Annotated in this window: 16 protein-coding genes (1 of these 16 cut by a window edge); 11 read left to right on the top strand and 5 right to left on the bottom strand. The window is 47.2% G+C overall.

The genetic code is table 11. The features are described 5' to 3' along the window. The 5 genes from V202x_RS08255 to V202x_RS08275 all read left to right on the top strand — a co-directional run. Positions 1–841: the 3' portion of a PQQ-binding-like beta-propeller repeat protein gene (locus tag V202x_RS08255; RefSeq protein ID WP_232098911.1), read on the top strand. Its footprint begins 419 nt before the window's first position; the window shows 841 of its 1,260 coding nt (coding positions 420–1,260); its start codon lies beyond the left edge, outside the window; its stop codon occupies positions 839–841. A 137-nt stretch (positions 842–978) separates the two neighbouring features. Further along, the gene (gene rpiB, locus V202x_RS08260) at positions 979–1,437 is read left to right on the top strand and encodes a ribose 5-phosphate isomerase B (protein ID WP_145172909.1); all 459 of its coding nucleotides are present in this window, start codon (positions 979–981) and stop codon (positions 1,435–1,437) included. 404 nt (positions 1,438–1,841) lie between these two features. Further along, on the top strand, positions 1,842–4,826 hold the full coding sequence (locus V202x_RS08265) for a DUF1553 domain-containing protein (RefSeq protein WP_145172911.1): 2,985 nt from the start codon (positions 1,842–1,844) through the stop codon (positions 4,824–4,826). Between the two features lie 8 nt (positions 4,827–4,834). Beyond that, positions 4,835–6,298: a DUF1501 domain-containing protein gene (locus V202x_RS08270; RefSeq protein WP_145172913.1), complete on the top strand. Its 1,464-nt coding sequence runs from the start codon at positions 4,835–4,837 to the stop codon at positions 6,296–6,298. A gap of 114 nt (positions 6,299–6,412) precedes the next feature. Next, complete coding sequence (locus tag V202x_RS08275; RefSeq protein ID WP_145172915.1) at positions 6,413–7,600, top strand: ROK family transcriptional regulator; 1,188 nt, start codon at positions 6,413–6,415, stop codon at positions 7,598–7,600. A gap of 149 nt (positions 7,601–7,749) precedes the next feature. Here the strand turns inward: V202x_RS08275 and V202x_RS08280 are convergent, their stop codons facing one another. Then, positions 7,750–9,279, bottom strand: a complete 1,530-nt coding sequence (locus V202x_RS08280) for a N,N-dimethylformamidase beta subunit family domain-containing protein (RefSeq protein ID WP_145172917.1) — start codon at positions 9,277–9,279, stop codon at positions 7,750–7,752. 230 nt (positions 9,280–9,509) lie between these two features. On the opposite strand from V202x_RS08280, the gene V202x_RS08285 reads away from it, so the two are divergent. The 3 genes from V202x_RS08285 to V202x_RS08295 all read left to right on the top strand — a co-directional run bounded on the left by V202x_RS08285 (position 9,510) and on the right by V202x_RS08295 (position 13,364). Further along, a complete protein-coding gene (locus tag V202x_RS08285) occupies positions 9,510–10,787 on the top strand; it encodes a M20 family metallopeptidase (RefSeq protein ID WP_197993291.1) in 1,278 nt (425 codons plus the stop codon). Positions 10,788–10,791: 4 nt separating this feature from the next. Further along, positions 10,792–11,907 (top strand): YbdK family carboxylate-amine ligase, encoded by a 1,116-nt coding sequence (locus V202x_RS08290; RefSeq protein WP_145172920.1) that lies wholly within the window; start codon positions 10,792–10,794, stop codon positions 11,905–11,907. Positions 11,908–11,987: 80 nt separating this feature from the next. Then, complete coding sequence (locus V202x_RS08295) at positions 11,988–13,364, top strand: excinuclease ABC subunit UvrC (protein ID WP_197993292.1); 1,377 nt, start codon at positions 11,988–11,990, stop codon at positions 13,362–13,364. A gap of 23 nt (positions 13,365–13,387) precedes the next feature. Here the strand turns inward: V202x_RS08295 and V202x_RS08300 are convergent, their stop codons facing one another. Beyond that, positions 13,388–13,804, bottom strand: a complete 417-nt coding sequence (locus tag V202x_RS08300; protein ID WP_145172922.1) for a cyclic-phosphate processing receiver domain-containing protein — start codon at positions 13,802–13,804, stop codon at positions 13,388–13,390. Between the two features lie 250 nt (positions 13,805–14,054). Between V202x_RS08300 and V202x_RS08305 the strand changes: the two genes are divergently transcribed. Together V202x_RS08305 and V202x_RS08310 are read left to right on the top strand one after the other, a co-directional pair. Further along, positions 14,055–15,035 (top strand): hypothetical protein, encoded by a 981-nt coding sequence (locus V202x_RS08305; RefSeq protein ID WP_145172924.1) that lies wholly within the window; start codon positions 14,055–14,057, stop codon positions 15,033–15,035. A gap of 54 nt (positions 15,036–15,089) precedes the next feature. Beyond that, entirely contained in the window at positions 15,090–16,106 is a 1,017-nt protein-coding gene (locus tag V202x_RS08310) for an endonuclease/exonuclease/phosphatase family protein (RefSeq protein ID WP_145172926.1), read from the top strand. Between the two features lie 158 nt (positions 16,107–16,264). Here the strand turns inward: V202x_RS08310 and V202x_RS08315 are convergent, their stop codons facing one another. Continuing rightward, a complete protein-coding gene (locus tag V202x_RS08315) occupies positions 16,265–18,070 on the bottom strand; it encodes a PQQ-binding-like beta-propeller repeat protein (protein ID WP_145172928.1) in 1,806 nt (601 codons plus the stop codon). 838 nt (positions 18,071–18,908) lie between these two features. Here V202x_RS08315 and V202x_RS08320 point away from each other — a divergent pair. Next, complete coding sequence (locus V202x_RS08320; protein ID WP_145180469.1) at positions 18,909–21,023, top strand: glutamine synthetase III; 2,115 nt, start codon at positions 18,909–18,911, stop codon at positions 21,021–21,023. Positions 21,024–21,125: 102 nt separating this feature from the next. Here the strand turns inward: V202x_RS08320 and V202x_RS08325 are convergent, their stop codons facing one another. Together V202x_RS08325 and V202x_RS08330 are read right to left on the bottom strand one after the other, a co-directional pair. Next, on the bottom strand, positions 21,126–21,581 hold the full coding sequence (locus V202x_RS08325) for a carboxypeptidase regulatory-like domain-containing protein (protein WP_145172930.1): 456 nt from the start codon (positions 21,579–21,581) through the stop codon (positions 21,126–21,128). A gap of 155 nt (positions 21,582–21,736) precedes the next feature. After that, a complete protein-coding gene (locus tag V202x_RS08330) occupies positions 21,737–22,651 on the bottom strand; it encodes a DUF1559 domain-containing protein (RefSeq protein WP_145172932.1) in 915 nt (304 codons plus the stop codon). Positions 22,652–22,686: the final 35 nt, after the last annotated feature.

Here is a 22,686-nt window from a genome sequence, read left to right on the forward strand (position 1 = left end):
GATCTACGTTCATTTTGGCACACACGGAACTGCCTGTGTGTCCTTAGATGGCAATCTGATCTGGAAAACAAACGAACTCAAATATCAAATGCAGCACGGCAATGGTGGTTCTCCCATCATTGTCGACGATAAGCTGGTGATTATCTGTGATGGCCGGGCCTCGAACTTTATTGTTGCCTTAGATCGAAACACAGGAAAAATTGTCTGGAAAACCGATCGGCAGGTTGACGGTCGCAAAAAGTTTTCGTTTGGAACCCCTCTACTCATCACTGTAAATGGTCAACAGCAAATTGTGGCTCCAGGTACTGATGTGATCTCAGGACATGCGCCCGAAGATGGAAAAGAAATCTGGAAACTGCATTATACGGGTTACTCTGTCATCCCGCGTCCCATCTTCAGTCATGGGTTGATCTTCGTCACTACCAGTTATGACCGGCCTTCCTTGTTAGCAATCCGTCCAGACGGCGAAGGAGATGTCACGGATACGCATTTAGCCTGGTCGAATAAAAGTCAAATTCCGCATACCCCCTCATTGCTTGTCGTCGGCGATGAGCTATACGCTGTTAGTGACAAAGGAATCGCCCAATGCTTCGATGCCAAAACAGGACAGCTTCTCTGGAAAGAACGTGTGGGAGGTAATTTCTCTGCTTCACCACTTTATGCGAACGGTAAGATCTATTTTCAAAGTGAAGAAGGTGAAACCACCGTTATTAATGCCGGAACAACCTATCGAGAGATCGGTCGTAACCATCTTAATGAACCAACGCTTGCTTCCTTCGCGGTTGCTGGTGACACCTTGTTGATTCGCACCAAAACCAAACTTTATCGGATTGGAAAATAGTTATTCGTATCATTATTGATATATGACGTGACCCGAAACATTCTATAATAAATTGAAGCTTTGATTGATTACACGACAAACTCCAGCTACTCGAAACGATGATCATTCAAAATGATCAACTTTAGAATTCCAAACAAATGACTTCTCAACCCCCTACAGAACCTGTCAAAAAAATCGTGATTGCTTCAGACCATGCCGGGTATCGGTATAAACGACGCATCATCGATCGCCTTACAAAAAAAGGGTATCAAGTTGAAGATCTGGGGACTGATTCCACAGAGTCGGTTGATTATCCAGACTTTATCTTTCCAGCAGCAAAAGCCGTTGCTGAAGGAAAGTTCGAACGAGGGATTGTACTGGGCGGTTCGGGGAATGGTGAAGCCATGGCCGCAAATCGAATCAAGGGAATTCGCTGTGCCGTCTGCTGGAATGAAAAATCTGCCCGTTTAGCCCGCATGCATAATAATGCGAATATGATTTCGTTAGGCGAGCGTATGATTTCCATTGAAGATGTTTACGAAATCATTGACATCTGGCTGAGCACTCCCTTCGAAGAAGGTCGGCATAACACTCGCATTCAGAAGCTTGACCAATAAGCCAATCAATCACTGAAATGCTAAAAAGCAATATAGCACACCGACGCGACATTCAGGATACGTACTCTCTACAAAATTTTCTGTTTCTAGAACGCCTTCTGTCCCTCACAAAAACAAAACGGCTTTTCTCCGTTCACCTCTACCCGTCAACCTCTCTCGGTTTGTTCAGATCCAATTACACGGAGTGACAACAATGGGACACCAGGCCTCATAATAAACACATTGGTCGAGTATTCGTTCGATTTCTAGTAAGCAAAAGATAAACAAGAAAACGGTTTCCATTCAATTTAGTTACTTGAAATCAACCTTGTTTTGTAAACGGCGTTGACAAAATAAAATCGTCGTGTAGACTGAATAGATTCAACAGAAAATCCGTGTTTTTGAATCAACCGAAAGTACACACGATGCATTCGCGATTCGCTTCACTGCTGCTCTTAACGAGTCTGCCCGTTTTATGCCCGGCTGCCCTAGCAAAAGCCGCTGAGGGACCACCTGATTTTGAAACAAAGATTGCTCCCTTATTGATTAAACGTTGTGTCGAGTGTCACCAGGGTCGCAATCCCTCCGGGAACTTGTCCCTCATCTCTCGGTCAGGTTTGCTCAAAGGGGGAGACTCCGGGGCAGTCGTTGATTTTGATACAGCGGAAACGAGTTCCCTGCTCCAAAGAGTTCATGATGGAGAAATGCCTCCCGAAAAACAGGGACGTCCGCAAAAATTGCCGGCAGAGGAAATCAAACTGCTCGAACGCTGGATTGCATCAGGCGCGCCTTGGCCTCAAGGGCGAACATTAGATTTGTTCGAACAAACGACGGAAGTACGCGCCGGGCGAGACTGGTGGTCTCTACAACCGGTTGAGCGTCCTAAAATTCCAAGATTGAAATCACAACAGCAACCAACGAATCCTATCGATGCCTTCATTCTCGCACGGTTGGAAAAAAAACAGATGTCGCCGGCTCCCCTGGCGGACAAGCGAACTCTGATACGACGCTTGTACTACGATTTGATTGGTCTTCCACCAACGAATGCACAGATCAAGCATTTTGTAAATGATAGCTCGCCTCAAGCCTGGGAAAAGGTCATCGACAAATTACTTGATTCTCCACAATACGGAGAACGGTGGGCTCGTTATTGGCTTGATCTTGTCCGCTATGCAGATACGAGTGGTTATGAACGTGACCAGGAAAAACCGTTCGCGTGGAAATACCGTGACTGGGTCGTCCAGTCATTCAATTCAGATTTGCCCTACCACCAGTTTATCGTTGAACAACTTGCAGGAGATGAAATTCCCAATCGCAGCAAACGTTCGGTCATCGCAACAGGTTTCCTTCGTTTAGGAACCTGGAATGATGAACCCAATGATCCACTCGACTATCAATATGATCGACTGGAAGATCTGGTGCATACCACCTCGTCGGCATTTCTTGGTATGACTGTCAAATGCGCACGCTGTCACGCACATAAATTTGATCCCATCACTCAAGAAGATTACTATCGAATGGCCTCCGCGTTTTGGGCGGGTCCCATTGCACCGCGCGCCCGCAAGCTACTGGGAGGGCCCAATCCAGATGAGTTGGGTTTTTCAGATGTTCTCGGATGGACTGATCTGAATACAAAAACTCTACCACTTTATGTACTGAAAAATGGAGAACGAGAACATCCTCTACAAAAAGTGATACCGGCTTCGTTGTCGATGATTCCCAAACTGGAACACCCCTTCGCTACTCCCCCAGAGGAAGCAAAAACGACGCACCGACGATTACAACTCGCACACTGGATTACCGACTCAAATCATCCGTTGACTGCAAGAGTCTTTGTGAATCGTTTGTGGCTACATCATTTTGGAGAAGGCATTGTTCGCTCCCCAAACAACTTTGGTTTTCTGGCAGATCCACCTACTCACCCGGACCTCCTGGATTGGCTCGCCGCTGAATTCACCAGTGGTGGCTGGACGATAAAACGAATGCACAAGTTAATTCTGACATCAAGAACCTGGCGACAATCCTCTTTGCATCCCAGATTCGCAGAGTATCAAGACCAGGATGCGGGGAACCGTCTCTGGTGGCGGGCAGAACGAAGGCGTCTTGACGCGGAAGCCTTGCGAGATTCAATGTTAGCAACAACGGGTGAACTTGACTTGCAAGTGGGAGGCCCCGGCTTTCACCCCACAATCAGCCCTGAAGCGCTTGAAGGACTTTCAAAAAAGTCAGCCGACTGGCAAGCATCGCCAGCTGAACAACAAAAAAGACGCAGTCTTTATATGTATGCTAAGCGCGGGTTGCTTCCTCCGATGATGACCACTTTTGATTTTTGCAACCCAACACAACCTTGTGGAAAACGCGATGTGACAACCGTCCCCACACAATCGTTGGCACTTTTGAATAATCAATTCACTCATCTTCGAAGTGAAGCACTGGCGCGGAAAATTTCTGCTGAGAATATCGAACCCCGGATCCAAGTTCGGCAATTGTGGAGACGAGTTTACGGCAGAGAACCATCGCTCGATGAAACAGGCTTAGCAATACAGCATCTTTCGATTCAACGTCAGCGATTTGAGAAAAATCACCTCCATCCACAATCTCAAAACAACAAAGAACTTGCTCAGCAATTAGAGAAGATGCAAAAAGCGCTGGTTCTACTCCTTCGTGCGGACGAAGGGATTACCGTCGATTCATCTGGTCGCGTTTCCGAATGGCGGGATCAATCGGGGCATCACCATCACGCCTGGCAGACAACAACTCACAGCCAGCCACTTTTGGATCTTGATGGATTTGGCAACAGGCATCCGGCCATTCTATTTGACGGAAAGCGACGTTTTCTGCATTTACAAGGTGCATTACTTAAGAAACAGGAGCATACCATCATCGCTGTTGTCAACGATCGAGGGGCTCCGGGGCATCGGGAAATTCTCTCCAATTGGAATGGGGCAGCAGGTAATGCCGGAACATCTCTGTTCCTGGGGCTGACTGCAAAGCAGACTGTCCGATTCAGCGATTACTTCCCCGACGCGGGAATGATCAAGAACCGGAAGAAACCGTTTCTCATCACTGCCATCAATGGAGCGGAAAAGTCAGCCATATATCAAAACGGACATCAGTTAGCATCCCGTGCACACTCTCTTGCTCCTCGAAATCTCTCGACAGACTGGGTGATCGGACAGCAAGGAAATATCAACGGCGAATTTTGGAATGGTGGAATCGCAGAGCTTCGCGTTTATTCCCGTGCCCTTTCGGACGCCGAGCGAATGTTAGTCGAATTTGAAATTTGCCGACGCCATGGTATCCCTTTTCAGAAACCCAAAGTCACACCACAGCTGACACCAAAAGTCCTCGCACTGGCTTCGCTCTGTCATGTCTTGTTGAACTCGAATGAATTTCTATACGTAGATTGAGAATTGCTATGCCGAATGATGTTTTATTTCCCTGCCGCCGATCGCGCCGTGAGTTTGTCTGGGAAATGGGTGCCGGTTTCGCAGGGCTTGCATTGACAAGTTTGCTCAGTAAAGATGGCTTCTTCGAACGATATGCCTCAGCTGAGAGCCCACAAAGAACATTAAATCCAGCCGCTGCGAAAAGACCACAACTCAAGCCACGGGCCAAAGCATGCATTTTTCTGATGATGAACGGTGCGCCCTCACAAGTCGATACATTTGATCATAAACCGGAGCTGCAAAAGTTTGCCGGAAAGCAACTCCCAGCAGACAAAAAATTCACTAATTCTGGTGGTCGAAAAGTGGGATACTTGACGCCAGCCTGGAGGAAATTTCAGCCTGGTGGTGAAAGTGGTTTACTGATCTCAGACTATTTCCCCAATGTCCGCAAGCATGCTGATAAACTTTGTGTGCTCAACTCCTGCCATACCGACAGCCATGCACATGGGTCAGCACTTGTTGCAATGAATACTGGAAAAACTCTCATTGGAAGACCATCACTGGGAAGCTGGTGTGTTTATGGTCTGGGAACAGAAAATGAAAGTCTTCCCGGATATGTCGTGATTCTGGATAAGCGAGGTGGTCCCATTAGTGGGCAACCAAACTGGTCGAGTGGATTCATGCCTGCCACTCATACGGGTACGCTCTTTCGACCTCAGGGTGATCCCATTCTCGACTTGAAAGGTCCCGGCCATATTACCCAGGCTGTCCAACGCGAACAGCTTGACCTCCTGGCACAAATCAACCAACGTCATCTAGACGCTAGACCTGGTGGACAGGAACTCGCCGCGCGGATCAATAGCTACGAACTCGCCTATCGCATGCAAACGGCGACACCTGACGCTGTCGACTTATCACAGGAAACCGAAAGTACCCTCAAGATGTATGGCATAGGCAAGCAGCCAACCGACGAATATGGCCGTAATTGTCTCATTGCACGTCGTCTCGTGGAAAAAGGCGTTCGATTCATTCAACTCTATTCCGGTGGAGGGCATCTCGAAGAAACCTGGGACGCACATGAAAGCATCGAAAAGAACCACGGTCGACATGGAGCAGAAGTTGATCAACCGATCGCCGCACTCTTGACTGACCTCGAACAGCGTGGGATGTTAGAAGACACATTGATTGTCTGGGGAGGAGAATTTGGCCGTATGCCATTTAGTGAAGGGAAAGACGCTCCGGGACGAAATCATAATCCCTATGGGTTCAGTATGTGGCTGGCCGGAGGTGGAGTCAAGTCTGGAACAACCTATGGCAAAACAGATGAGTTCGGTTTTGAGGCTGTCGAAAATAAGGTCCATCTTCATGATCTCCACGCTACAATTCTACAAATTATGGGACTAGACCATGAACGACTGACCTATTTTCATCAGGGTCGGGATGAAAGCTTGACGGATGTCGGAGGGAAGGTTATTCATGATATTCTTTCCTGAAACGGTTTGTTATCATCACAGTTGAAAATCGTGCATCCCTTTGATTGGTAGTAATCGATGATCCAAGATTGTTTAAATTAGTATCGATAGTAGATTGTTTTCTCAAGGAATTTTATGACCACCTTCGTATCTTCTCAGCCACAAATACTCAGCCAGATGAATGAGCGTATGGTGTTGCGAATCTTGCGCGATAACGGCCCCAGTTCTCGAGCTGAAGTCAAGCGGCTTTCAGGAGTCACAGCTCCCACAGTTTCCAAAGCAGTCTCTTCACTCTTGAAGTCAGGAATGCTTGAGGAATTTGATACACCGGTGAATATGCGTGGTCGACCAGCCAAAAGACTTCGTCTGGCAGAAAAAACGGCACAGGTGGTGGGGCTGGTTGTCGATTCTCCACACTGCCGTATTGTTACGACTGGCCTTGATGGTACGATTCGAGATGGAGCGCATCAAGAATTTCCTATCCCTGGCACTTACGAAGAGTTATTGGAATCGGTAATCAATCGCATCACGACATTGAAATCGATCGATGGAATCAAAACATTGGGGGTTGGCATCAGTTTGCCTGGCCTGTTTGATTATCGAGAGGGCCGCTCCATTCTTTCACCCAATGTTCCCATTACAAACAATCAATGCATTGGGAAGGATCTATCAGAACAACTGGGACTAACGTGTGTGGTGCTACAGGAAACCGATGCACTCTGCCTTGCTGAAAGCAATTCTGGCTTGGCGCACGGTATTGACGACTTCGCGATGCTCGATGTCAGCACAGGTATTGGTTTAGGCGTGTTGATTGAAGGCCGCTTGCTCAAAGGAAGAAGCGGGTTTGCAGGTGAAATTGGTCATTTACCGATGGTTCCAGACGGAATCTTGTGTGGATGCGGACGCGTTGGCTGCCTGGAAACGATAGCCAGCGACACCGCACTTGCCAGGCTCGTCTCAAATCGCATCGGTCGACAACTCGACATCGAAGAGATCATCGAACTCGTTCGAGCAGGTGAACTCAATGTCACCACCGAATTAGACCAGGTCGCACAACAGCTCTCCTTTGCACTTGTCACTACAATTAATCTCTTTAATCCACAGACGCTATTTATTTACAGCCGTATGTTCGATATTGATCCCTCGCTCTTCGAGCGTCTCATTGAACGCACGGAAACAGCGGCACTGACATCTTCATTTCGTGACTGCCGCATTGAGCGTGCCAAAGGCAGCAAACGGGAAGGTGCCATTGCGGCCATTATTGAACACTTAACCGACTCGCGTATCTCCGAATCGAATCCACACTTCTTAAAAGTGCTATAACAAGGACTTGAACAGGTAAAGTTTACTTTTGAGATTGAAGTGACAGTCCTCTTACTCTTAGATCCACTATCAATCCAGCGCGAATAAAAACAAAACCCCTATGAATTCAGAGCGAATTCCTTAAGCTTCTGATTTTAAATGAAGATGAATCAAGAAATTGCGCGACGAATCAGATTATGAGTGATCTTCTGAACGCGTTCATCCGGGCCATGTGGTCGAGACCAGTGCGACCAGGGCAACATATGACCGGGCGGACTGGCAAGATCCTGACACCAAAAGATTGTTGAAGCATTAAATACAAAGTTTCCTTTGGGCCCCGGGTAGATTGTGGCCGTCCATTGCTGTGGATTCACACCTCCCTGGAGAGCGGTACCTCGCGCGACGACTTCCAGTCCGGGAATATCAGATGGTGGATCGCCATGATATTCCCAACCGATGAGGCCAGGAATGGAATCACCTTTTTTCATCCCGGTATCTTTAAATATCCAATGGTCGGGTAATTCACATACCCAGTCTCCGCCTCCATTCACAGGATCCACATTCCGGGAGCCCATTAAATAACCTTCATCCGGGCCACGATGGGGAAATGGTCCATTATCTCGTTCACGTGCTTCGGCATACTTATACTTTCCACCGTAAGGACCACCGCGAAACATAATCCGCTGTGGCCGTCCATCGGTACTCTCTAATAGTGGCGTTACCCAACATACCGAGTTACCGGAAAAGAAGAGCAGGTTCACACCGGAATCACGCATCTTCACGACAGATTCGTACTGCTTAATGTCCCAGTACTCATCGTGCCCCACTGACAAAAACGACTTGCACTTTAAGCCATGATCCGGGGTGACCATATCACTATTCGAGCAGTAGGTCACATCATAACCGTGCTTTTCCAACCAGTAGGCAAACGGGAATTCAAAACAGAGCCACTCGCCCGAACCGAGAGATTGCGGGTTATCATAAATCTGTGCGTACTTGGCATAAGGACGATCGAAACTGACATCGGCCCAGGGACCTTGATTTCCTTTGGGATGCGTATAAACAGAATAGTTACTTGGCCACTTGTTATAAGCCTGCCAGGTATTGTCAGAACATTGAAAAAGAATGTCGGCAGGACGATCATCTTTGACAATGAAGACGACATAATTTTGCCAATACCCATATTCTGTTTTATCTTTGAGTGTTGATAGTCGACCCAGATAAACACCGCTTGGCCAGTCGTCAGGAATAGTTAACGAAACAGCGGCATCCCAATGACACTCATGTAAATTCTTTTTTCCCGGTTTTGGTACAGGCTGAGGTTTACCTTGAAAGGGACCCAAAGTTTGCATCAATCTTGCGCCACGTCCACCATAATAACCGGTACGAAAAATTTCGATTTTGAATTCCTGGGCTGGACGTGTCGAAACCATAATCTCAATTTCGTCACCGGCAGCAAGGCTTTGCTTCGAACAATACCCTTCGATCTTGGATGAGCGGAATCCTCCCCGTTTATCGAGCTGAACCCGTGTGAGTTGCCAATCCGAGGCCCCTGCTTTCAAGTTTTCACGATGGATCAAATCGGGATCAGCACCTGCTGACTGAGATGCGTTCAAAGAAACAGTCCCCGCCAGCGACGCCAATGAAGTTGCTACGGCTCCTTTGAGGAGATTGCGGCGAACTGGATTCACATCTTTCATCTATCGAGTCCCTTATGCTCAAAGCGGTCAATCATTACAAAGCAATTCAGTCTACTAACCCACTTATTATTTTTTTTAGAATTTCATAGTTTTTCAATTCTGACTTTATGATAACCGCAACATGACTAAAATAAGAGCATAATCAAATTTATTTTAAAGTCAGTTTGAGATTAATAGACCTTATCGATGATAGCCGCTATTGATCGTGACTCACACATTGGGAGCTGTCAGTGGCATCATTTTCTCTGGATCAAGCCGAAATCAGAGCCTTCTATCAAGCGTTTTCCAAACAGCTTGAAATAGAACTGAAAGAACTCGAACCGACACTCGTCGATATTCGGCGCACACTTCACAAATACCCCGAGGTCAGTGGTGAAGAGAAAAGAACATCCCAATTGATCTCGGAAAAATTAAACGCAATTGGGCTGCAACCTCAAATTATGCGCAAAGACGTAGGCGTCACCGCAGACTTGACTCTGGGTACAATTGCTCCCAATGCGCCTCTGATTGCCATTCGTGCCGACATTGATGCCTTACGAATTACAGATCAGAAAGAAGTTGATTATTGCTCTCATAACCCGGGTATCGGGCATCTCTGCGGACATGACGCTCATACCGCGATCACTTTAGGAGTGGCACTCGGAGTCAATCGACTTGCTGAATATTTCAAAAATCAATGGAAAGGCTTCGGACTTCGCCTGCGATTTATTTTTCAGCCTGCTGAAGAAATTTGCTTAGGCGCACGCTGGCTGGTCAAACAAGGGGTCATGGAAGACGTCGATGCCATTATTGGCCTGCATATGGACCCGGAAATTGAAGCGGGCGCTGCCAATATCCGCTATGGTGTCATGACAGCTTTCTGCGATGAAGTCCAATTTAAGATCCATGGCACGGGAGGTCATGCAGCGCGACCGCATCATGTTGATGATCCAATTACTACAGCCGCTCAACTCATCTCGAGCCTCTATCAGAATCTCCCCCGATCGATTGACTCGCGCACACCAGCTGTATTTACAATTGGGCAAATCGCCGCTGGACAAGCCCCCAATGTCGTTCCTGAAACTGCAGAATTGAGAGGGTCCTTGCGTTCCACCAATGAGCATGCTCGTTCCGTTTTACACAAGACGATCGAAGACATCGCTCAGGGGATTGCACTCAGCACAGGAACAAGAATTGATGTTCTCTTTAAATCCCCCCTGCCGGCAGTCGTCAATGATTCGATTATAACCGCTGCTTTTGAACAATCGGCAAAAGATGTGCTGGGGCATCAGCAAGTAGGCCAGATCGACATGCCCAGTATGGGGGGGGAAGATTTTTCGATTTATCTGAATTCGGCCCCTGGTTCGATGTTACGGTTGGGCTGTGCACGACCAGATCAGGAAGTGGTGTTTCTACATTCTCCCTATTTCGATATTGATGAACGCGTTCTTGCCATCGGCAGCCGCATCATGCTGCAGACGGCACTTCTGCTTTCACTCAATCCGCAAATTCTTCAAAAAGGTAGCTAATCACATGGGACCAATTTCTTTTGCAAGAAATGATTACCCGACTTTGGGAGTAGAACTCGAACTCCAGATGGTGGATGCGGAAACATTTGCCCTTTCAAGTTCAATTACAGAGCTATTGGCGCAGCTTCCCGAAGAAACAGCTCAATCTGTCAAACCGGAACTAATGCAAAGTTACCTCGAAATCAACACGGGAATCTGTCGTACGGTTTCGGATGTCCGTGACGATCTGACAGGAAAGTTGAAAGATGTCACTCAAGCCGCAGACAAACTGGGGCTCAAACTGTTTTGGGCTGCCACACATCCCTTTTCTTCCTGGCGGGACCAGGAAATTACTGTCAATGAACGCTACTACGAGCTGGTCGACCTGATGCAGGATGTAGCCCGCAGGCTGGTCACCTTTGGTTTGCATATTCACGTGGGAGTCGATTCAGGCGATAAGGCCGTCATGGTCTGCGACCGTATGATGAGACACTTGCCTTTACTACTCTCGCTCTCTTCCAATTCTCCCTTCTGGGAAAATCGGGATACAGGCCTGCATTCGAATCGTTCCAAAATCATGGAAGGCTTACCCACAGCCGGACTACCTCCCGCCATGCGTAACTGGAGTGAATATACGTGGCTGATCAACCACTTAATCAGTACCGGTTTCATCAATACGATTCGTGAAATCTGGTGGGATATCCGTCCACATCATAACTTCGGTACTGTGGAAATTCGCGTTTGTGATATGCCCGCTAATCTGGAACAGGTTTTATCCCTGACTGCGTTAGTGCAATGTCTCGTCAAATCCATCTCCAATGAAATTGATGAAGGCGCTTATCAACTACAGCATCACCCTATGATGGTCCAGCAAAATAAATGGCGTGCCACGCGCTATGGGATTGACGCCAGCCTGGTAAATAGCGACAGTTATCGGCTCTATTCCGTACTGGATTCAACCACCCATTTGGTCGATCTTCTTTCCGATTCTTCAAAACAGCTTGAGTGTACAACCGAGTTACAAGGGATCTATGACTTGATCCAAAATTCTGGAGCCAAGCGACAATTGGAGATTATGAAAGAGACGGGGGATCGACGAGAAGTCGTCAAACAGATGATCGAAGAAAATAGCCTCTTCTGATTTTGTGTCGAATCTTCTATAATTCAGAAGCCCTTGCGAAATCAAAAAATACGTTTGACGTTTACCAGGAATCTGATTCGGTGTCTGATACCGACAATCTCCCCAGCGATGAATCTTCAGAAACAGAACCAACTTCTGAGTCGGAGGAAAGTGCTGCGCAGACACCTCAGGAAAAAGTTCGCTCTTTCCCGACGACAGCTGGTGTGTATCTAATGAAAGATGCACAAGGCCGTGTTATTTATATCGGTAAAGCAGTCAACCTGAAAAGTCGCGCTTCAAGTTATTTCACGCAGGCGGCCGCCGTTGATCGTCGCACTGCGGAACTCGTTACCGAAATTGCCGACATCGATTTTCTTGATACAGATACAGAGGTCGACGCGTTACTACTGGAAGCACGCCTGATCAAAGATATTCGGCCGCGTTTCAATTCTGAACTCAAAGACGATAAAACGTTTCCTTATCTCGAAATTACGACGCGTGAAGATTTCCCGCGTGTCGAGTTCACACGCAAGCCACAAACCAAGGGAACGAAGCTGTACGGCCCCTTTACCAACGCCAAACAACTCAGAGGTACAATCACCGTTTTGCAGAAAATTTTCCGCTTCCGAAACTGTTCTCTGGACATTGACGAGGGGGACGAAAAATGGCGCTGGTTCCGCCCTTGCCTGCTACACAGTATCAACCAATGCACGGCTCCCTGTAATTTGCGCATCAATAAAGAAGACTATCGCAAAGACATTAACAAGCTGAAACTGTTTCTGGATGGCAAAAAAGACCGTCTCTTGAATGAGATGAAAAAAGAGATGCAGGCTGCCTCAGAAAAAAAACTCTATGAAAAGGCGGCCCGCTTGCGGGATGAAATTCAATTATTGGACAGCTTAAACCTGCGCGGCAACTTAGAAGATCATGCCCAGCCTGAAGTGTTTTACATCGATCCGAAAAAAGGGATGCAGGGTTTAAAAAAAGTCTTCCAACTACCAGAATTACCGCGCCGCATCGAAGGTGTGGACATTGCCCACCTGCAGGGAGGCGAAACAGTCGCCAGTCTCGTGCAGTTCATCGACGGACTGCCCTTCAAACATGGATATAAGCGTTTCAAAATTCGTACCGTTAAAGGCATCGATGATTTCGCCTCGATTCGCGAAGTCGTCAGCCGTCGCATCAGTCGACTGCATCAGGAAGGTGAAAGCTTCCCCGACATTCTGCTCATCGACGGCGGGAAAGGCCAACTGAGCGCGGCGATGTCCGCAATGCACGAACTGGGTGTGGAGCCCCCCTTTACGATTTCTCTCGCCAAACGCGAAGAAGAAGTCTTCGTCCCCGGCGAAACCGAACCCCGCCGCCTCAGCCGCCACTCATATGGCTTAAGGCTTCTGCAATACGTGCGCGACGAATCCCACCGCTTCGCCCAGCACTATCATCATCTGCTGCGAAAGAAATCGCACTTTGACGAGTGATTGTAAGAAGTCAGAGCACCATATTATTTGAGATAGTCGATGATTTCCTGAATCCACCATGTGGTTACCCATTCCAAATCATTAAATGGCATCACACGTGAGTTTGTCCAGCCGGCATCATTGAGTACCATTTCCATTCCAGGTGCGGCAATGGAATTTGTCGTATGGATAATAACATGGCAAACGGGCGATTGTGTTGCCAGGAAATCTGCAACATCGCGCCCCGTTCCAGGGTCGGGTTCTGCTTCGGATTGTGGGAACAGATCATGATCAAGGCTGATGAGAGCAGCAGACGATATGTTATCTTGTAACCAGGCAATGATATCAGGCGCATTTTTAAACATAACTATCTTGTATTGCGAGAGTTCTTCAGACAGGATCGCGTTCATTGCTTCCAGTCGATCAAGCTCATCATCAAGAATCACAATCGTTGATGTCATAATGAAACCACCCGAGGCGTCTCATTTAGTTAACCACTTTTTTCCATATTTACATCTTAATAGATGGGAAAGTCTCGTGTTAACATTAATCTAACTATTTCAATACTGGATATGAGCCAATGATTGTAGCGACCATAATTTCCTGGCTATTTTAAATACCAATACTCATAATTAGAAAAAGACATTCTTCGCGTTGATCAAGAGCTGTATTAAATGCTTAACTGACACCACTCTCATAAGGAAGGTGTGAATGGCTATAAATTCTGTACCCGAATTCAATCGAATATTCCTAGATCAATTGCCTGCTGAGACAATAAATGAAGCAGCAGAGCTCTTCGCCTGTGTTCTTCCCAACCGTAAAAAAACAACTGACAAGTTAGCAAAACAAGGACCGCACTTGTTAAATTTCATTCTCTATGAATTTGATATTCCTGCGAGCAACTTGAAAAAAGCAGCAAAGGCCTTGAGTATTGATGTTTCAGGTTTCACAAAAGACGAAATCATAGCTCACCTAAGGAAAATCTTACCTGAAATGGAAGAAGCCGTCAGGAAAGGTTGCTCACTTTCAAATGTCAACATGACTTCTGCTGAATCGCAAGATTCTTCAGCGGGGATGAGCCTGGATGGCCTTTGGGAAGAGGCAGAACGAATCGTAAAATCAGTGTTGCTATTGAAAGCAAGAAAAAGTGGGAAAACGTCAAAAAAACCGATTGCCGTTTGGAATCCAAAACTGCCCTCGAAGATGGAAAACGGCCTATGGTTCAGAATCGATATGCGCAAACATCCTGATCCAAAGCTTTGTGCCGATGGCGTGCTGGACGTGAACATAAATCCGTATGGTCCTGAGAGTACAGCGACTTTGAATAAAGGTCAATTATTGAAAATTAACAAGGGTGAACGACCATTATATGCTGAAGAAGCATGGGACTTTCCTTGCCAGGAAATTCTCGAAACGAAGGCGAAAAAATCGATTCGGGAAGCACTGGCTAATGATAGTGAGCTTTTGTCTGAGTATGGTTCTGCATGGTGGGTCGAAGCGAACCCACGTGATATATTTACCCACACCGCTGTTTATGCACAATTAGGTGGCTGGAATATTGGATGGCCCGATGAATCAATCGATGAACAACAAAATAAACGACTCATCGTAAGGACTTATCAGAACGCGGAACCATGGATCGAAGTGTTTCGTGTAGGACGGAAATACGAAGTGAGCGTTAGAATCACATAAAAACCTGAGCCGCGAGCCACATTGCGCATATACAAATCATTTCGCCCAATACTTATGACGAATCGCCAACCAAGCACTCTACCTGAGAAACGAAGCCGTACCACCTGGATTCTGACGACACTTGTTACAGGCATTTCTCTACTACTTTTTCTATTCCTAACACTCTGTTATCGACAACAATACGATGCGTGTGCTGCCGTCACAGTTTATCCGAGTTGGGTCTGGTTTTTATGTGGTTTGTGTTTCGCGTTTATTCTGATCAGAAACAAAAATAAGCGAACTGCGATATCGACATTATTCATCTGGCTTTTGTTTATGGTTTTCTTTGCTGATACGCCTTTGAGTCTCTGGCGAGGCATTGGGAGTCCATCAGATATCGAATGGATTGACGCCCGAGAGCAGCAACGTGCCATGCGAGTGATCTCGCTGAACTGCAGTGGGAGGAAAACATCGGTTCTCGCCTTAAAACAGTGGGAACCGGATCTGATTCTGCTGCAGGAGACGCCCAACAAAAATCAACTGACAGAAATCACCGCTGAGCTCATAGGTGCAAACGGATCTTTTTTAGCCGGCGTGGATGCGTCCCTCATCACGCGAGGAGAGATTGAACTGATCGCCGCGACAGGGAATTTTATCATTGGTAAGATTACACTCCCCACGGGCCAGGAATTGGTGGTCGCTTCTCTGCGACTCTCTCCCCCTCCATTCCGCTTTGATTTATGGAATCCGGAGTGCTGGCGCGCGTTTCGCAATCACCGTATGAAACAGCGGGCTGAAGTCAAAGGTCTTTCTAAAGTATTAGCCGCCCTGCCTGCCGGGCTTCCCGTTATTGTGGGCGGAGATTTCAATGCCAACCCTCGCGATCCGATTTTTGCAGAACTGCCAGTGTCTCTACAAGACGCCTTTGTGAGTGCAGGCCGCGGATGGGGAAATACGATAATCAACGACATCCCGTTTTTACGAATTGATCAAATCTGGGTCAACGATTCATTTCAGCCAGTACGCGTCATGGCAGACACCTCCGTTGATACTGACCATCGGACAGTGATCGCCGATCTGATTTTTAAGTAAATATCACTACTAAACTGAGCGGTACGGCGCTAGCCGCCGGTATTGCACAGGTAGTCATAAAAACTAATGTTGGAAAGGTGCTTAATTTGATAGTCGAAATGATTAGAGAACTACCGAGGGCTAGCGCCCTTTCGCTCAGGTTCATATTAAGTCTATTTTCATTTTGCCAATGGCAGGCGAAAAGAGGCAGCCTGTTCTGCATTGCGGACGAATAACTGGTCGCCACGCAAAACGGGATGATTCCAGGTTTTGCCGTCGATCGACTGAAACCTTGCCAGTTCTGTATGTGTTTTGGGATCGGCTTTCAGTAACACGACTTCACCTTGCTCACTGATCACTAACAACTGCCCGGAATCACCAAGTAACAAAACCTGGCCTTTTCCGTAACGGCCTCGCTTCCATTTGCGTTTCCCATCTTTGAGATCGAAACACAAGAAAATGCTGCCGTCAAATCCATAAGCGTAACCTTCATGGATCACATAGTCACTAAAGTCTGGTTTCAAACCGAGGGCAATCCAGACTTGTTCCGCCGCCCATTTACCATCCATGTTTGTGACGCGAACTCGTTGAACGCCCTTGCCCATGCCGGTCGCAATGAGGATGGAATCGTCTTCAATCACCTGAGGTTGTAATGCGCGAAAGCCATCAACGGCACATTCGTAATTGAGCAGCACAGTGCCATCGGCTGGATTGAACAGGTTGAGTTCTTTGTTCGTCAACATCGCTATAACACTTTGCCCGGCAATGGTGAGCAACACAGGTGAGCTATAGGAGTGATCGCCAGACGAAGCCGACCACTTTAAATCACCGGTTTCAGTATCGAATGCCAGAACGCCTTTATCACCATTACCCCCCGCATGCACGATGGCTAGTGAATCAACGACAAGAGGCGAAGAGCAGAACCCCCACATCGGTGGTTCTCGACCAGCAACTTCACGGATGTCTTGTTGCCAGATAATTTTTCCCGTTTTGGGATCGAGCCTTATTAAATGCCCTTTCGCTCCCATGACGTAAAGTTGCCCATCGGCAAGTGTGGGAGTGGCACGAGGACCAGCGCCCCCCATCGGTTCATAAAATCGAGATTGAATCTGTTGCTTCCAGATTTCGTTTCCGGAACGAGCGTCATAACAAACGATCGCTTCGTGATCGCCGCGCTGCTCCTGAGTGAAAAGCAGGTCACCGGCAATGGCAAAGGAGGACCAACCAGGACCGATGGCGATCTTCCAGAGTGGAGTCGAGACTTCATTCGTCCATTTGTCAGACAGAGTCACACCACTAAGCACGCCATCTCGCTGATTGCCACGGAATGCAGGCCACGCAGGGTCAATCAGTTGCTGGTCGAGTTCAGTATCTGTCAGTCGATTCAAATCACTCGGGGACTGTCCTTTATTTTTTGCCAGAAAACTGTCTTCCGCATTCGAGGTCCAGCGCCATGCTAAATCCATTTCATAATGCCCCCACATACCATCACTGCGTACTAAAGTGGAAAACCCAAACCCAATGACAGAGCAGGCAGTGATAATCACTGTCCTCTTAAATGAGAGCATTTTCGAAACCAGAACCGCGGCAAGTCCAAACAGCCCCAGCCCCATGGGCACGGTGATTGACATCACAGCCGGCCCCTTCATCGAAGGGTCAATCAGGAACATCGTCGTGATCGCGGCCAAAACGACCACTGCGGTTCCCACGATTTTCTCTTTCACTGTGGCACGACTGGCAAACAACCACCACAATAAAATAAAACCACCAAACACCATGGGACCAAAAATGGCCACCATTAACATAAGAGTCGAGTTGACTTCGATCGCGCGGGTCAAGAATCGTGTCAGCAGCATGCCGATCAGAAACAGAATCGGAGGCCAGCTGCGTAACGGTTGTAATTTAGTATCAGATGATACTGCATCATCTTCTTGTGGTTCGACTGGTTGATTTGCTTCTGTTTCCGCTTGTTGATTCTCTGTCATACTGAATTCCCGAAAAGATTGGTTCCCATATCTGATTCGAATGCGGACATTTTAGATTGCCGAATTGATCTTTCAACCGGTGATTTATCCCGCTCTACCAAACCAAAGGAAACGCAGATTTTTAGAAGAATACCGATCAGTGCCGCCGATTCGGACAACTTTCATTCTCCAACGCTACCAGAAATGCAGCAACTCGGCCGGCTGACCGACTGCTGCATATTAAGGCATAGCCTGCCATAAACACCAGCAACCATCACAAACATATAGTATTTTTGATCATAATTTTAGTTCCGGTATGGAAACCGCGACTCAAACTTCGCATACAAACAGTTTGATTAAGATACAGCGTTAATCATGGCCCAAACCCTGACAGTGTCTGGAACAACAATGCTCAATCTCTCACAATTCATACTCTCTGTTGCTGGAGTCATCACATTGTTCTGAGTAAAACGGGTAACAACAATCTGTTTGGCACACATTCTGCTTTGTTTATTCTTATGGTTCATTTTTCAACGTGATCTCGTCAGTTTCGATACGTTCTGACAGACAAATGACCATGATCCCCAACCTGTTATTCAAACCGCTTGTAAAAATACCAATCGGATTTCACAGAAATAAAGTATGGCTCGTGTGAACCATACGACTGTGGTCCCCTCCTGTAATAATCGTAAGTTGTTCTTTCGCTCAAAGAAAAGGTAAAAAAGTGAACACGCAAACTCAAAGCTCAGACTCACCTACCACTTACCCTGGTGCCAACAATAGGAGTCAGAGCAAGCCCAGTTCCCCACGCTCTGCTGCTATCGCCGCTGTAACAGGCTACTCATCTAACCAGTCACCAATGAATTTCCGGGAAACACCAACAGGTGATCTCTTTAACAACAACGTGTTTTCTAAAAAGGTAATGAAAAAACGTTTGCCGAAAGAAATCTACAAAAAATTGGTCCGGACGATTGAAGACGGCGAGAAGCTGGACTGCTCCACAGCCGATGTTGTGGCATCTGCCATTAAAGACTGGGCCATCGAAAAAGGAGCCACTCATTACGCCCACGTCTTTTATCCCTTGACCGGATCAACGGCTGAAAAACACGACAGTTTCCTTTCACCTGATGGTGAAGGTAGCGCGATCGCGGAATTCAGTGGATCTCAACTCATCCAAGGTGAACCCGATGGTTCGAGCTTTCCCACTGGTGGAATTCGAGCCACGTTTGAGGCGCGGGGTTATACCATCTGGGATGTCACCAGCTCAGCTTATATTCTGGAAAATTCCAATGGAACGACACTCTGTATTCCTACTGCCTTTGTTTCATGGACGGGAGAAGCATTAGATAAAAAGACACCCGTGCTGCGTTCCATGCAGGCCCTGAATACGCAGGCACAACGAATTTTGAAACTGTTCGGGCATGAGGATGGTGATCTGGTTTCATCGACCGCAGGTCCTGAACAGGAATATTTTCTGATTGATCGTAACTTTTATTATGCAAGACCTGACCTGCTCACTGCAGGCCGCACTTTATTCGGAGCCAAACCACCAAAAGGTCAAGAGTTTGACGATCATTATTTTGGTGCGATTCCTGACCGCGTGCTGGCGTTTATGTTTGAAGCGGAACGAGAACTCTTCAAACTGGGAATTCCCGTTAAAACGCGACATAACGAAGTGGCACCAGGCCAATACGAAATCGCACCTCAATTTGAATCTGCGAATATCGCGACCGACCATCAACAATTGCTCATGACCACTTTGCGGCGTACCGCAGAGAAACATGGCATGGTCTGTCTGACACATGAAAAACCGTTTGCCGGCGTGAATGGATCAGGAAAACACGTCAACTGGTCACTGGGTAGTGCCTCACAAGGCAACTTGCTTGATCCGGGAGACACTCCTCATGAAAACGCACAATTTCTGCTCTTCTGTGCCGCCGTGATCCGTGCCGTGCATAAATACCAGGGCTTGCTGCGTGCTGTCGTTGCTTCTGCCAGTAATGACCACCGCTTAGGCGCCAACGAAGCCCCCCCTGCGATTATCTCGATCTTCCTCGGTGATCAGCTTACGGATGTCTTTGAACAAATCAAAGCGGGTGGCGCGAACTCATCGATTCCCAAGGGGACTCTGACAGTCGGTGCGGACGTCTTGCCACCGCTGCCTAAAGATGCGGGAGACCGTAACCGTACCAGTCCTTTCGCGTTCACCGGAAACCGGTTTGAATTCCGTGCCGTTGGTGCAAACCAGTCGATTGCCGGCCCACTAGTAGCGATGAATACGATTGTCGCAGATTCACTTGAGTTTTGTGCCAACCGTCTCGAAGAAGCAACCGGCGGTGATCCCGACAAACTCCATGCTGAATTGCAAAAACTGCTGACAGAAATCATGAATGAGCATGGTTCAATTGTCTTCAATGGAGATGGTTATAGTGAAGAATGGCATGCGGAAGCGGCCCGACGCGGTTTGCTCAATCTTAAAACCACCGTTGATGCTCTACCGATTTTAGAATCGGAAGATGTCAAAACACTGTTTACCAAGCATAAAGTTCTTTCAGAACGGGAGTTGGCTAGCCGTCTTGAAACATATCTTGAACAGTATTGCATGTCGATTAGTGTGGAAGTCAATTTGACGATTAAGATGGCAAAAACTTTCATCTTCCCGGCCGTGATTCGCTACCAGAGCGAACTGGTTTCCAATTGTGCCAACTTGAAAATGCTGGGTTATGATTTTGATACTGTCACCCTGGATCATGTCACAGACCTGGTAAAGATTCTTCAAGATACGATCGGCGAACTGGAACTGGCCGTTTCAGAGTGTGAATCAGATGATATGCTTGCTGAAGCAAATCATAGTTGCAATGTTCTCTTGCCAATTATGAATAAAGTTCGGGCGATCGCAGATGAACTGGAAGGGATCGTTGCCGACGACCTTTGGCCTCTACCGACTTATCAAGAAATGCTGTTTATTAAATAACAGCCTGTCGTTGAGATTTGATTCCTCAAACGAAACGCCGACCAGTCATCTTATACTGGTCGGCGTTTTCTGCATTGTTCTCTCATCAAAACAACAATCGGCTTATTTCTTTTTTTGCTTTGGTTCCAAATTGAACTGCAGTACGTTTTCCGTTCCACTTTGAATCTCCGCAGTCAGGCCGGAAGTGCTGGGATTGTTGTACTTTTCTGGGATCAGTGAATCTCCCCCTCCCATGTAGTTGGGATCAAACTCTGTGGTTTCACCGGGATTCGCGACGACAGCACTTTTTGCAGTTTCTGTAGAACTGATGGAGACTTTGTGAGTACCTACAGGAGCACCGTCATTGGGTTCGTAAGTCATTACATTCAGAATTTTCCCTTCTTTGATCACTCCCGAAGCAGGGCGGCTACCGGTTGTTTCAAACGTAATCGTGCCAGAGGCAAGTGGCTCGCCATCTAGTGTCACCGTTCCGGAGACAGGTGCCGTTGATGAGCGATCAGGACCTCCACCGCAACCGATCATGGTGAGCAAGAATATACAAAAAAATAAACGTTTCACTTTGAACTCCACTAACATTCCGAAAGAAAGAGATAATGATATAACTACCCGGTTCATAGCTCGTTGAACGGGCCAAGGAATCAAGCAACAATCAAACAGGAGCAGACAGATTCGGAACCGAACCTGTCTGTTTGCAAAGTATCTTTCTGTCAGAGTTAGTATTCTCCGAGCACTTCTCCACCGGCACGGGAAGCAAGTCCACGATATGTGGCACCATCGATATTTTCACTGACAAAACGAACGGCGCCATCACCCATCAGAAAATGAGTGCCTCCGACGTGGAAGCTCCGAAAACCAATAGATTCATCCCAACGGGCATTGGATTGGCTTGGTAAATTACTCTGTAAATCTTCGTTCATAAAGTTAATCGGATGAGCCGTGGTTCCGAAACTCTGCACTCCCCAGTTTTGGGTAATACACATCGCGCCGATACATTCACCGATTGCAAAAGTATTGGAAAGACCATCAGTGACATCTCTGATGCGCGCACTCCATGCCCAGCGACCGATCATGCCGCGCACGGGTTGTAGACAGCCTACGTTTCCATAGGCGGGAGTCGCGCCGACTCCTGTACTGTTTACATAATCTCCGATCACAGCCGCATAGTCAGTCTGCGCAACAACCCAGGTTGGTGCTGCAAAAAACTCTTCATCACGGATTTCGTTTGCAAGCGGGTCTGAGGGACAAAGAAATGCGGGGTAAGGTTTCTGAAGATGCTGAAAATTACTTCCCTGCCATGAAGCGCGATCGAAATCAAAGGCGTTGTAAATATTCGCCTGATCCATATAAGGCAAGATCATTGGAATCCATCCATAGCGTTTGCTGCCCACAGGTGCTCCCACATTGGGACAACGCGGATTGGAAATTGGCAGCATAGAGAACGTACCATGATAATTATGAAGTGCCAGACCGATCTGTTTTAGATTGTTTTTGCACTGAGAACGGCGTGCTGCTTCCCTTGCCTGCTGCACTGCCGGCAACAGTAACGCGATCAAGATAGCAATGATCGCAATCACAACTAATAATTCGATGAGCGTAAAACCTCGACGCAACTTAAATAATGAAGACATCGCAGAGCCCCTTTTCTTCAAAATTAACAATAAAT

Source organism: Gimesia aquarii (assembly GCF_007748175.1).
GTDB classification, from domain to species: domain Bacteria; phylum Planctomycetota; class Planctomycetia; order Planctomycetales; family Planctomycetaceae; genus Gimesia; species Gimesia aquarii_A.